We start from the raw sequence: 12,648 nt of genomic DNA, 5'->3' as shown, positions 1-12,648 counted from the left end.
CCTTTTACAAGCCACGGCGAAAGCACCTAAAAAGCACTGTATCTTCAAATTGAAACTGTTAGGGTGTTTCGATGAAGATTCCGGCAGCGGCAGGCGACGAGGGCGAACAGGGCACGAAGCGCTTCCGCGCGAAACGTGACGCCATACTTGCCGCAGCGGCAGAGGCGATCAACGAACAGAGCGCGAAAGGCATGACGTTTGCAGACGTTGCGCGCCGCGTCGGCCTCAACACGACGAGCGTTACCTATTATTTCAAACGCAAGGAAGACCTTGCCGCCGCAGCGTTCGAGAACACGCTCGACTATCTCCTGCGCATGCTCGACGAGGCGATGGAGGAAGCGACGCCGCGCGAACGCGTCGCGCGCTATCTCTCGCTCAACATGGCCCGGCTCGGGCGCGTGCAGCGCGGCGAGGAAAAGTCGTTCGCCGTGCTGTCCGACCTGCGCGCAACCGAGGATCCAATCCGCAGCCGGTTGATGGCGGGATGGCGCGAGGTGTTCCGTCGGACGCGGCTGCTATGGGGTCCATCGACGGGCCGCGCACAGACCGACATCCAGAGCGCGCGTGCGCACGTCCTGCTCGAAAACACGTTCTGGCTGCCGATCTGGCTGACGCGGTACGAGCCTGACCAATATGCGCGCGTCGAGACGCGGCTGATGGACGTGTTCGCGCACGGGATCGCGGGCCCCTCGGCGCGCTGGTCCCCCAAGCTGATCGACCTGAGCCACGACGATGCCGAACCGGGGCGCGAGGCCTTCCTGCTGGCGGCGACGCGGCTGATCAACGAGCTCGGCTATCGCGGCGCCTCGGTACAGAAGATCGCGTCCGAGCTGAACGTCACCAAGGGCAGCTTCTACCACCATCTCGATGCGAAGGACGACCTGGTCATCGCCTGCTACAAGCGGAGCTTCGACACGATCGCGGATGCGCAAGCGCGTGGCGAGGCGCAGGGCGGCACCTATTGGAACCGGCTGTCGAGCACGCTGGCGACGTTGCTCGACGTCCAGTTCGCCGAGAGCGGCCCGCTGCTTCGCACGACCGCGCTCAGCGGCCTCCCGCCCCGCGTGCGCGATGCGATGGTCGAACGGTCGAACGGGATCGCGCGGCGCTATGCCGGCATGATGATGGACGGCATCGGCGAGGGATCGATCCGTGCGGTCGACGCGCTGATCGCCGCGCAGGCGCTGATGGCCCTGCAGAATGCGGCGTTCGACATGCGCAAATGGGCAGCGACGATGCCGCGCGAAAAAGCAATCCAGCTCTATGCCTCGACCATCCTCTACGGCCTGTTCGACGAGCGCATGGGCCAGGACTGACACGGCACGTCCCCATGACCGGTGGTTTGACGCGGACCGGGCATCCGCCCGCCCCGCGCCAATCTGTCAGTGTCCTCGCGCGGCGGTCACGATGTCCTCGTCCCGCTTGAGCAGCACGCCTGCACGCCAATAGTGGAACAGCGCCCAGGGCGTCATCATGACGACGATGACCAGCGCATAGCGAAGCGAGTCTTCGCCAAAGCCGGGCTTCAGGATGTCGCTCAGCCAACCGACGATCGTCGGGCCGAGGCCCAGCCCGATCAGGTTGATGACGAGCAGCGTGATCGCCGCCCACATCGCCCGGATCCGCAAGGGGGCGAGATGCTGGATCAGCGCGAAGCTCGGTCCCAGATAGGAATTGGCGAAGATCAGGTAGATGAAATAGCTGCCGATCGCGATCGCGGGCACGTCGATCATGTAGAACGCCAGCGCAAACGGCAGCGCGAGCGCCTTCATCACCAGCACCACCCAGGACTGGACATGCAAGCCGTGACGCTTGGCGAGCACGTCCGCGATCTTGCCGCCTGCCAGCGCGGAGATGGCGCCGAACAGCGCCCCCGGCAGCGCGATATAGCGCGACACGTCGAGCATCGAGATCCCGAGCGAGCGTTGCATGAAGCTCGGCCCCCAGCCCGTCAGCGCATACCCGATCATCGACGTGAGCGTCACACCCATCACCAGATGGCGCGCCGGCGCGCTCGCCCACATCGATGCAAAGCCCTGCGCGATGCTCGGCATCGCCTGTTGCTCCGCCACGCGACTGACATCCGACAGGCCGCGCCGCGGCTCGACCATGAACAGCCGGACCACCACGGCAAGGACGATGCCGGGCAGCCCGACGGTCATCATCGCGATCCGCCAGCCATAGGCATGCGCGACGACACCGCCGATCAGCGTGCCGAACCCCGCCCCGAGGACGACGCCGAGCGAATAGACCGCCATCGCGCTGGCACGCTTTTCGGGTGGATAGAGATCCGCGATGATCGAGTGACTCGGCGGGCTCGACCCCGCCTCGCCGATCCCGACACCGATACGGAACAACATCAACTGTGTGAAATTCTGCGCTAACCCGCACAATGCGGTCATCGCGCTCCAGATCGTCAGGCTGACCGCGATGATGTTGCGACGACTGGTCCGGTCGGCAAGCCGAGCGACGGGAATGCCGAGCGTCGCATAGAAGATCGCAAAGACGAGCCCGGATAAAAGCCCCAGCTGCGTATCCGTAAGGACGAGATCCGCCTTGATCCGCTCGAGCAGGATCGCAAGGATCTGCCGGTCCATGTAACTGAAGAAATAGGTCAGCGTGAGTAGGGTGAGCGTCAATCCGCGACGCTTCATGGCCAATGCGTCTGCGATCTCGGGGTGCGTCTTGAACGCTGTCGCCATGATCATCCTCTCAACTCGTTACTGGCCTCGCGACCTGCTTGGACCATACCCGATGCAGGAAAGCGAGGCCAGTTGTCGAGAAAATCAAAATCGTTGCGACAAACCGACTTTTGCGGTGAAGCCCAGCGGCGATGCCGTGAACGGATCGTAATTCTGATCCAGTCGGGCAAAGGGCGGGGCACGATCGAAGATGTTGAGCGCGGACAGCGAGATCGTCGATCCCGTCGGCAACGCGATCCTGAGCGTTGCGTCCATCGTCTTGAACGCACCGATCTCCTTGCCCCCCGTGACCGAAGCACCGGCCAGCGCGCCGAAGTTCGGCCCGAAGATCGCCGCCCCGCGCTGGTCGGTGTAGCCATCGATATAATTGAACTGAAGCCGAAGGCTGGCGATGTCATAGTCGCCCTGGACGTACCAATTGCCCTTGATCTCGGGCACCGGATAGGCGGTCGTCTGGTAGTTGAGCAGTCCGACGCCGTTGAACGCCGGCTGCACGACGACCCCCTCGACCGTCACGTCCTTGGTCTTGTATTCGATGACATAGGTGCCCGTCGCGCCGACGGTGACGGTCGCGAGCCCGATGTCGCCGCGATAGGTCGCCTGGACGTCGAGACCCGAGGTCGTCACGTCCGCGCTGTTGACGTACACCGTCCGCAACCGCTGCACGTTGGCGACACCACAGCCCGCACCGGTGAAGGTGAACCGCTGCTGGAGCGCCGCAAACGCCGCATTGCCGCAGTTCGCGATGCCGCTCGCGCCGAACAGCGCATTGACGATGCCTTGCGTTGGCTCCTGCTCGATCGGCCCCTTCAGGTCATAGCGGAAATAGTCGACGCTTGCGTTGAAGCCGCCGATGTCGACGATCACGCCACCGCTGTACGTCGTCGCCTTCTCGGGCGACAGATTGGGGTTGCCGTTGATATCGACCGCGCGGAACGACGTACCGATGATCTGCAGCGCGGTCAGGTTGCCCTCAAGCTGCTGCGCAGGCGGGCCGCGGAACGTCGTGCCCGCACCGCCGCGCAGCGCGAGCCACGGCGCAACCTGGACACGCAGGCGCCCCTGCGGGTTGAACGTCGATCCGACCGCGCCGCCATAATCCTCATAGCGCGCCGAAAGCTGCGCGTTGACCGCCTGGAAGATCGGCAGCTGCAGTTCGGCGAACAGCGCCTTCACGTCGCCGACCGACGACGCATTCCGGTTGGTCCCGAGAAAGCCGAGCGCGCCCGTCTGCGGCGTGCAGGTCGCATTGGGGTTGAGCGGCGAGCCGGGGCAAGGGTTGGTCGCGAGGTTGCTGTCCGCGTTGTAGTTCACCGAATAATGATTGCGGCGATACTGGCCACCGATCGCGAAGCCGACATCGCCACCGGGAAGCCGCAGCCCGGTCCGCCCGCCAAGGACGAGGTCGCCGACGAACAGCTTGGTGTCGTAGACGGTGCGCGTCGTGCGGAAGAAATTGTCGACCGTCGCAACGTCGTTGACCAGCCCGGCGCCCGGAGTCGTGCTCAGGCCGTTGGTGCCGCGCGATCCGGCATAGGCGGGATTGGCCTGCCCGGTGACGGGGTTGACCGCGACCGCGGTCGAGAAGGGATTGAAGAAGGTACAGCCGTTGGTGCCCGCGAGCGCCGCGATCTGGGCAGCGCTGAGCCCCGCGCGCGAGGCGGTAGTCGCGAACGCGCAATTCGCGCCGCCAAAACCCGCGATCGCGTTCTGGAGCAGGTCGCCGAACGTGTCGGTCCCCTCATTCTCGCGATAATATTCCGAATAGGTGCCGCTGGCGGTCAGGTTGATGCGGTCCGTGACTTCCCAGGACAAGTCGGCGGTGAAGCGCATCGAGTCCGACTGACGCTTCGAAAACGCCGATCCGCGATCATTGTCGCCCCCCTGGAAGACGGGATTGCCACCGAGCAATGCGGGCCGGAACAGGACGGGGAACGCCAGCGCAGGCGCGAGTGGCGCTCCGTTCGCCGTGAGACACCCCGCCGCAGTTCCATAGGTCTGGCAATAATCACGCAGCGCGGGCGCGTAGGTCGGCACCTGGAAGAACCCTGAACCCCCGCCGGCGGCGTTGGCCGAAGGCGGCAAGGTCGGCAGATAGGTCGGCGACGTGGTGATCCGCGTCGAGGTCGACCCATACAGCGCGCTGGCGGTGAACTGCAGCGAGCTCGTCAGGTCGATCGCGAATTCGGCATAGGCCTGATAGCGATCCTCGGGCTCGACGAGATTGCCGAACTGCCCGTAATTGTTGAAGCACCGATCCGTCGGCACCGCGATCGTGCCGACCGCGGTCGGCGTCGGCGTGCTTGACCCGGGCGTGCTGCGGAATCCGCCGAGCGATTCGCACCCGAGATCGCGGATGAAGTTGACACCGTTCGACGCGCCGGTCGCGCCATAGCCGGTGAACAACCGGCCGGTTGCGGGGTCGACGAACGGCACCGTCGCGTTGAAGTCGAAATTGCCCGGGTTGCCGCCCCCCGTCCAGCCGCCCTGCGGATTGTTGGCATAGGGCTGGATCGTGAAATCGCGGTCGGTGGTCCGCAGTTCCGACCGGTGCTGATATCCGAACGAGGCGAGCATGCGAAAGCCGTTGCCGCTATGGCCATAGCTGATCGCGGTGCCGTAATCGCCCTTGGAGCCGTCGATATAGCGATAGTCGCCGGAGACGAGGAAGCCCTTCTGGTCGGTGCGCGTGATGAAGTTGACGACGCCGGCGATCGCATCCGAGCCATAGGTCGCGGCGGCCCCGTCCTTCAGCACCTCGACGCGCCCGATCGCACCCGACGGGATCAGGTTGATGTCGACGATCGGGATGCCGCCCCCGACCGGCACCAGCCGCTTGCCGTTGAGCAGCACGAGCGTGCGCTGCGGGCCGAGCCCGCGCAGATTGACCGACGCGACGCCCTCATTGCCCTGGCTGCGGCTGTCGAACTGGTTCGCGTCGCCCGTGACGCCGTTCGATGTCGGCAGATTCTTGAGCAGCTCGACCGCGGTGGGCGCGCCCTGTTTGGCGAGCTCGTCCCCCGAAATCACGTCGACCGGCGCGGCAGCATCCTCCGACGATCCGCGGATCAGCGATCCCGTGACGATGATGTCGGGGCTGCCGTTCTGCACGGCATTCGACGCCGCCGCATTCGACGAACTGCCGAGCGTCGCGTCGGCGCCCGTTTGCGCCCCGGACTGCCCCGCCGAGCCGACAGGTCGCGGATCGCCCCCGACCTGCGCCACAGCCGGCGAAACGAGTGCACATGCGAGTACGGAAAATGCGCACGCGACGAAATAGCGCTGCTTGGCCACATCTCTCTCCCTGTCCGGCCGGAGCACTGATGGCCCGTACCGCAACTTCGAATAGATGCCTCGCAGCGACGATCGTCAAGCGGTAAAAGCGTAGCAAATTGCTACGTAATATTACGGATCCAGGGCCGAACGACAGCCCGTGAAACGTCCGGGTCGGCCAAAACCGCTCTTCGAAATCCTCTGAGTGTCGATGGGTGGGACGCTGCGCCTGAACCGATCCGGGAATGACGTGCATTCCGCCTGGATGTGCGACTGATGTGTGCAGGACGTTGGGAAACAGAAGGACGGCGGAAGGTCCGGCCATGCCGGCCTTCCGCCTTATCCCCTCTCCAACCTCGTTACCGGGCGCGACCTGTTGGCCTGCATGCCCCTGGAATGGCCGGACATCGATCATGTCGACGGCACATTGCCTCCGTCACTTCGCTTCGCCTACGAAACTGAAGTTCGGGTATGCGGGCTTCATGGCAGCTTTGCAAACGTGTTGCAAAGGAAGTTTCGGCAATCTGGATCATCCCCGACCAAAGTCGTGGCCGCCGCCTCGATATTGCCCGTGCTGCACGCTGCTAGGCCTGCGCGCTGGGCCGCGCGGTGGCCCGGCGGTGCCAGTCCGTGAGATTGTCCAGCTCGCCCGGCACGGGGATGCCCACGAAGGTCGCGAAGTCGATCGTGGTCAGCAGCACGATGTCCGCGATCGTGTACCGCACGCCGTCGAGCCACGACCCGCCGCTCAGCGCGTGGTCGAACTCTGCCATCGCCGCCAGCACGCGCGGGCGCTGCGTCTCGCCGAACTCGGTATATTGCGGCTTCACGATCCGCGCGGTCCACGGATGCGTATGCTGCCAGACGAGCCCGAGCGGCGTCATCAACCGCATCTCGCCGCGGCGCGTCCACATGTCGACCTCGGCGATGTTGAGCGCCCCCTGCCCGAACAGCGGCGGGTCAGGATGCAGCGCCTCGAAATAGCGGCAGATCGCGACACTCTCGGTCAGCACGCGGCCATCGTCGAATGCGAGCGCCGGCGTCTGTCCATGCGGGTTCACCGCGAGATATGCCGCCGCCTTGTGCTCGGCCTTCGGAATCGAGACCTGCGCCATCGGCACCCGGACGTGCTTCTCGGCGAGGAATATCCGGACCCGGCGCGGATTGGGGGCCGGTGACGCGCTATCGTAGAACAGCATGGGCAAGAGCCTTCACGATTCGGGTTTTCGAACATGGCGTATGGCATTCGCGCGATAATTCGCATAGCCAGGGATCGATGACGACCGCCGCCGACATGCTCGCCACGGGCTTTGCCACGCTCCCCGATCTGATCCGCGCGCATCGCCGCGAACGCGGAAACTCGCTCGCACTCGCGGATTCCCGCCATGCGATCGACTATGCGACGCTCGACCGCCTGATGGACCGGGTCGCCAGCGCGTTGCGTCGCGACGGCGTTGCCAAGGGCATGGCGGTTGCGATCGTCGCTGCGCCGTCGGTCGAGTATATGGCGGTTTTCCTCGGTGCGGTACGCGCGGGCTGCGTCGCGACGCCGATCGCACCCTCCGCCACGCCCGAAGCGATCGGCGCGATGATCGCCGACAGCGGCGCGCCCATCGTCTTCGTCGATGCCGAGCAGGCGGACGTGCTTCGGCCGATGCATGTCCCCGCGCGGCCTATCTTGCTTCCGCCCCCCGGCCCGACCGATGCCGATCCGCAGGCCCCGTCCGGGCCGCAGCGGTTCGAGGCGTGGCTGGCCGCGGAGGATGCGGTCGCGCCAGACGTGTCGATCGTCCCGGAGGACGCGTTCAACATCATCTACTCGTCGGGCACCACGGGGACGCCGAAGGGGATCGTCCAGAGCCACGCGATGCGCTGGGCGCATATCGCGCGCAACGCCGCGGCCGGGTTCGACACCGCGGTCACGATGATCGCGACGCCGCTCTATTCGAACACGACGCTGGTCAGCGTGCTGCCGACGCTTGGCTGGGGCGGGACGGTCGTGCTGATGGGCAAGTTCGATGCGCGCACCTATCTCGTGCTTGCCGAGCGTCACCGTGCGACGCACACGATGCTCGTTCCCGTCCAGTATCAGCGGATCATGGCGCTGCCCGATTTCGACGATTTCGACCTGTGCGCATTCCGCTTCAAGACCAGCACCAGCGCGCCCTTCTCCGCCGCCCTCAAGGCCGATGTCGTCGCACGGTGGCCCGGCCTGCTCGTCGAATTCTACGGCATGACCGAAGGCGGCGCGAGCTGCGCGTTGAACGCAAGCGCGAACCCGACGAAGCTGCACACCGTCGGCCAGCCGATGCCGGGACACGAGATCAGGCTGATCGACGACGACGGCAACGAGGTCGCGCCGGGCGAGACCGGAGAGGTCGTCGGCCGGAGCCCTGCGATGATGAATGGCTATCATGGTCGGCGCGAGGCGACGCGCGAGGCGGAATGGTATGATGCGGCGGGCAACCGCTACATCCGCCACGGCGATGTCGGGCGGTTCGACGCGGACGGCTTCCTGACTTTGCTCGACCGCAAGAAGGACCTGGTCATTTCCGGCGGCTTCAACGTCTATCCGTCCGATCTCGAGGCGGTATTGGCCCGCCATCCCGACGTCGCCGACTGCGCGGTGGTGGGCATGCCGTCCGAGGCCTGGGGCGAGACGCCGGTGGCGATCATCGTTCCGCGGACGCGCGATGCCGACCCCGCCGCGATCCTCGCCTGGACCAACGCGCAGCTCGGCAAGACGCAGCGGCTGGCGGGCATCCACGCCGTCGCCGAGCTGCCGCGCAGCGCGATCGGCAAGGTGCTGAAGCGCGAGCTTCGTGACCGGTTGCTGGGCGCATGACCAGTCTCGGACAGGCCATCGCGGCGCTCGAACCCGTCGACGACGGCTGGCGCGGGAGCATTCCCGACAACTGGCTGCAGGGGCGGACCGCCTATGGGGGCTTTTCGGCCGCGCTGGCGCTGCACGTGGCGCAACGGTCCGACTCCGACCTGCCGCCGCTGCGTTCGGCACAGATCGCGTTCATCGGTCCCTTGTCGGGCGCGATCATGCTGCGCGCCAGCCGGTTGCGCCGCGGGCGGAATGCCGCGTTCATCCAGGTCGACGTGGAAAGCGCCGCAGGTCTCGGGCTGCGCGCGACGTTCGTGTTCATGCGTGCGATCGAATCGGTGATCGATCACCGGACGGGCGCGACCCCCGAGTTTCCCGCACCCGATTCCGAAACGGCAACCTATCGCGGGCATCGCGGCGTCGCCTTCTCGCAGAATTTCGACCTGGTGGACCGGCGCGACGATGGGGTCGGCGCGGCCGAATGGCTGCGCTGGGCGAGGCTTGCCGATCGTGACGGGCTCGACCCGATGGTGGAACTGATCGCGGTGGCGGATTGCCTGCCGCCCTCCGCGCTCAAGCTGCTCGGCGGCCCCGCCCCGCTCAGCTCGATGACCTGGCTGCTCAACATCCTCGGACCGCAGCCGACGACGCGTGACGGCTGGTGGCTGCTGCGTGCGACGACCGACTATGTCCATGCCGGGAGTTCGAGCCAGACCATGGCGATCTGGAACGCCGACGGGCTGCCGATCGCCGAACAGATGCAGAGCGTCGCGATCTTCGCCTGAATCGCGCACGGAGCCATCACTCCGGCGCGCACTGAACCTGCACTGGGACAAGTTGCGACACTTTGCCGACGGGGTGACATAGCCATGCGACAGCCAGCGCCCAGACGTCGGACATTCGATGGGGATCGCCCCCACCCGACCGGAGATCGCAGATGCGCAAGACCATTTTGACCCTGGCGTTTACCGCCGGCACCATCGCGGCCACCGCCTGCGCCGCGCAATCCGCCCCCACGGCACCGAACAGCCGCGCCGACACCGCCGCCGCCAATCGCGCCGCATTGTCGGCGACGCTCGCCACACAGACCCAGGAGACCACCGCCCCGGCTCGCCCGGAGATGATGAATCGCGGTCCGCAACGGCGCGGTGGCGCGATGCGCGCGGTAACGCGCGCCGAGGCGATTGCGGACGCCGATGCGCGGTTCGCCCGGATGGACTCGGACGGCGACGGCATCCTGACTGCGGCGGAGCGACGCAGCTTCCGCGAAGAACGGCGTGAGGCGATGCGCGAGCGCCGCGAACAGCGCATGGCGGCGCAGGGCGGGGCTGCGGGAGCGGATCACGCCAATGCTCGTCGCGACGCTGATCGGGGCGCACGGGGCGGCATGGGCCGCGCAGACCGCCAGCGCGCCGGCGCCGGCCGCGACGACGGCGTGGTGACCCGCGCCGAGTTCAGCGACCGCGCCGCGCAACGCTTCGACCGGATGGACGCCAACCGCGATGGCCGCCTCGACGCAAGCGAGCGCCCCAGTGGTCGCGCGATGCGTCGTGGTCCCGGCCGCGGTCGGCACCATGCGATGGGCGCGACCGCTTCGCCGACTCTGGACGAGGCCGATCGGGCGGATGCGGCCACGACCGGCGAGTGACACCCACGCGTCGGACGGATCGAATCCGTCCGACGCTTCACATGGACACGCACCATGCTAGACGTCGCCCCCATGGGAGACATGCCGCATCTGTTGCTCGTCGACGACGAGCGTTCGATCCGTGAGCCTTTGGCTGCCTATCTGAGCAAGCAGGGGTTCCGCGTCACGCAGGCGGGCGATGCGGAAAGCGCGCGGACGCGGCTGACCGCCTATGCGATCGATCTCGTCATCCTTGACATCATGATGCCGGGTGAGGACGGGCTGAGCCTGTGCCGGCACATCGCCGCGACCAGCGACGTCCCCGTCATCCTGCTGACCGCGCGTGCGGAGGAGACCGACCGGATCATCGGGCTCGAGATGGGCGCCGACGATTATGTCGTGAAGCCCTTCTCGCCACGCGAACTTGCGACGCGCGTGAAGGTCATTCTCCGCCGTGCGACGGCAGGCGGTGCACGGCAGCACGCCCCCGAGGCCAATTCCTACGCCTTTGCCGGCTGGGTGCTGAAATCGGGCGAACGCGCGCTCGTCGATCGCGAGGGCGTCTCGGTGCCGCTGTCGACCGGCGAATACAACCTCCTGCTCGCGCTCGTCACGCGACCGCGCCAGGTCCTGACGCGCGACCAGCTGCTCGACCTGACACAGGGGCGCGAGGCCGCGGCGTTCGACCGCGCGATCGACAACCAGGTCAGCCGCCTGCGCCGCAAGATCGAGGCGGATGCGAAGACGCCCGAACTGATCAAGACCGTCTGGGGCGGCGGCTATACGCTCGCCGCCGAGGTCATCCGCCTTTGAGCCGGTCCCCCGCGATCCGCACCCGCCCCTGGCCGCGCAGCCTCGCGGGCCAGATGGCGCTGCTCATCGCGATCGCGCTGTTCATCGCGCAGGCGATCAACTTCACGCTCATCTTGCGCGACCGTGCGGAGTTTCGCCTCGCGCAGGCGACGCGTCCGGTCGCGACGCGGATCGCCGATGCGCTCGACCGCGAGGCGCATGGCGGCCGCGTTCTCACCGCAGACCGCGGGCGGATCCGGCGCCTGCCCGCCAATCCGATCAGGCACGGCACGACCGAACGCCATCCGGAGGTCGCCGCGGAGCTTCGCCGTCAGCTTGCTGATCAAGGCGTGGTGGTGGGGCGGATCGATACCGGGCTGCGCCCCGAGGACGATGACTCCGACCGGTCGCGGCACCGGAACGGCCAGAAGGCATCCGATACCAGCTCGGCGGATCACCGGTCCGACCGGCAGGGCAGCACGTTGCTGATCGCGGTCGAGCAGCCTGGCCATGGCTGGCTGGCGATCACCGCGCCCTGGCCGCAACCGGGCTGGCGACTTCTGATCGCGGTGCTGACACAGACCGCGATCCTCTACGGCGTCGTGCTGCTTCCCGTGCTCTGGATCGTGCGGCGGATGTCCCGGCCGCTGCGCGACCTGCGCGAGGCAGCGGAGCGCTTCCGCCCGGGCGAGCCCGGCGTGCCGCTGTCGCCGCACGGGCCTGACGACGTCGCCGCGTTGATCGTCGCCTTCAATGCGCTGCGACTGCGCATCACGGCGATGCTCGACGAGAAGGATCGGATGCTCGGTGCGATCGGCCACGACCTCCGCACGCCGCTCGCGGCGTTGCGGGTCCGCATCGAATCGGTCGACGACGATACCGATCGCGCGCGGATGACCGAGACGATCGCCGAGATGAACCGCACGCTCGACGACATCCTGTCGCTCGCGCGGCTGGGTCGCCCGAGCGAGCCGCCGACCGATGTCGATCTGGCCGCACTGGTCGACGCGGTGGTCGAGGATTTCCGCGATATCGGCGACGAGGTGACGTTCGTCGAGGCGGACCGGCTGCGGATGCACCTGCGGCCGTCGCTGATCCGTCGCGCGGTCCGCAACCTGATCGAGAACGCGGTCAAATACGGTGGATCGGCAGAGGTCCGCGTCGAGGCGGACGCGCGTTCGGTCGCGATCGTCGTCGCCGATCAGGGACCCGGGATCCCCGAGGACCGGATGGGCGACGTGTTCGATGCGTTCACCCGGCTCGAGACGTCGCGCAATCGCGAAACCGGGGGGATCGGGCTGGGGCTAGCGCTCGCCCGCGCCATCATCCGCGAGGCCGGCGGCGAGATCCGCCTGGTAAACCGCGTGGGCGGCGGGCTCGACGCGATCATAGAATTACCGCGCTGAGGCTAGGCCGGGCGC

General features: G+C 66.9%; 9 protein-coding genes. 6 read left to right on the top strand and 3 right to left on the bottom strand.

Annotated elements, in window-relative coordinates; genetic code table 11:
* Window positions 1-71 precede the first annotated feature (71 nt).
* Complete coding sequence (locus AC0CH3_RS05260; RefSeq protein WP_354302444.1) at window positions 72-1,316, top strand: TetR/AcrR family transcriptional regulator; 1,245 nt, start codon at window positions 72-74, stop codon at window positions 1,314-1,316.
* 66 nt (window positions 1,317-1,382) lie between these two features.
* Here AC0CH3_RS05260 and AC0CH3_RS05255 read toward each other — a convergent pair whose 3' ends face one another.
* The 3 genes from AC0CH3_RS05255 to AC0CH3_RS05245 all read right to left on the bottom strand — a co-directional run bounded on the left by AC0CH3_RS05255 (window position 1,383) and on the right by AC0CH3_RS05245 (window position 7,174).
* On the bottom strand, window positions 1,383-2,702 hold the full coding sequence (locus AC0CH3_RS05255; protein ID WP_354302442.1) for a spinster family MFS transporter: 1,320 nt from the start codon (window positions 2,700-2,702) through the stop codon (window positions 1,383-1,385).
* 84 nt (window positions 2,703-2,786) lie between these two features.
* Window positions 2,787-5,996, bottom strand: a complete 3,210-nt coding sequence (locus AC0CH3_RS05250; protein ID WP_354302440.1) for a TonB-dependent receptor domain-containing protein — start codon at window positions 5,994-5,996, stop codon at window positions 2,787-2,789.
* Between the two features lie 563 nt (window positions 5,997-6,559).
* Entirely contained in the window at window positions 6,560-7,174 is a 615-nt protein-coding gene (locus AC0CH3_RS05245; protein ID WP_465237680.1) for a glutathione S-transferase family protein, read from the bottom strand.
* A 77-nt stretch (window positions 7,175-7,251) separates the two neighbouring features.
* Here AC0CH3_RS05245 and AC0CH3_RS05240 point away from each other — a divergent pair, with 77 nt between their 5' ends.
* From AC0CH3_RS05240 to AC0CH3_RS05220, 5 genes are all read left to right on the top strand, one after another.
* The gene (locus tag AC0CH3_RS05240; RefSeq protein WP_354302436.1) at window positions 7,252-8,820 is read left to right on the top strand and encodes a class I adenylate-forming enzyme family protein; all 1,569 of its coding nucleotides are present in this window, start codon (window positions 7,252-7,254) and stop codon (window positions 8,818-8,820) included.
* Window positions 8,817-9,593, top strand: a complete 777-nt coding sequence (locus AC0CH3_RS05235) for a thioesterase family protein (protein WP_354302434.1) — start codon at window positions 8,817-8,819, stop codon at window positions 9,591-9,593. Before AC0CH3_RS05240 ends, AC0CH3_RS05235 begins: the two co-directional genes overlap by 4 nt.
* 152 nt (window positions 9,594-9,745) lie before the next feature.
* Entirely contained in the window at window positions 9,746-10,456 is a 711-nt protein-coding gene (locus tag AC0CH3_RS05230) for an EF-hand domain-containing protein (protein WP_354302432.1), read from the top strand.
* Window positions 10,457-10,528: 72 nt separating this feature from the next.
* Window positions 10,529-11,248: a response regulator gene (locus AC0CH3_RS05225; protein WP_056021299.1), complete on the top strand. Its 720-nt coding sequence runs from the start codon at window positions 10,529-10,531 to the stop codon at window positions 11,246-11,248.
* Between the two features lie 53 nt (window positions 11,249-11,301).
* On the top strand, window positions 11,302-12,633 hold the full coding sequence (locus AC0CH3_RS05220; RefSeq protein ID WP_354302843.1) for a sensor histidine kinase: 1,332 nt from the start codon (window positions 11,302-11,304) through the stop codon (window positions 12,631-12,633).
* Window positions 12,634-12,648 lie beyond the last annotated feature (15 nt).

The sequence above is a fragment of the Sphingomonas sp. AC449 genome, from assembly GCF_979253475.1.
The sequence above is the reverse complement of the archived record's forward strand: the minus strand, read 5'-3'. Positions and strand labels throughout refer to the sequence as shown.

Coding starts and splice junctions, on each gene's coding strand:
- AC0CH3_RS05230 (WP_354302432.1), top strand. CDS start 9,746: ATGCGCAAGACCATTTTGACCCTGGCGTTTACCGCCGGCACCATCGCG.
- AC0CH3_RS05220 (WP_354302843.1), top strand. CDS start 11,302: ATGGCGCTGCTCATCGCGATCGCGCTGTTCATCGCGCAGGCGATCAAC.
- AC0CH3_RS05260 (WP_354302444.1), top strand. CDS start 72: ATGAAGATTCCGGCAGCGGCAGGCGACGAGGGCGAACAGGGCACGAAG.
- AC0CH3_RS05235 (WP_354302434.1), top strand. CDS start 8,817: ATGACCAGTCTCGGACAGGCCATCGCGGCGCTCGAACCCGTCGACGAC.
- AC0CH3_RS05225 (WP_056021299.1), top strand. CDS start 10,529: ATGGGAGACATGCCGCATCTGTTGCTCGTCGACGACGAGCGTTCGATC.
- AC0CH3_RS05245 (WP_465237680.1), bottom strand. CDS start 7,174: ATGCTGTTCTACGATAGCGCGTCACCGGCCCCCAATCCGCGCCGGGTC.
- AC0CH3_RS05255 (WP_354302442.1), bottom strand. CDS start 2,702: ATGGCGACAGCGTTCAAGACGCACCCCGAGATCGCAGACGCATTGGCC.
- AC0CH3_RS05240 (WP_354302436.1), top strand. CDS start 7,252: ATGACGACCGCCGCCGACATGCTCGCCACGGGCTTTGCCACGCTCCCC.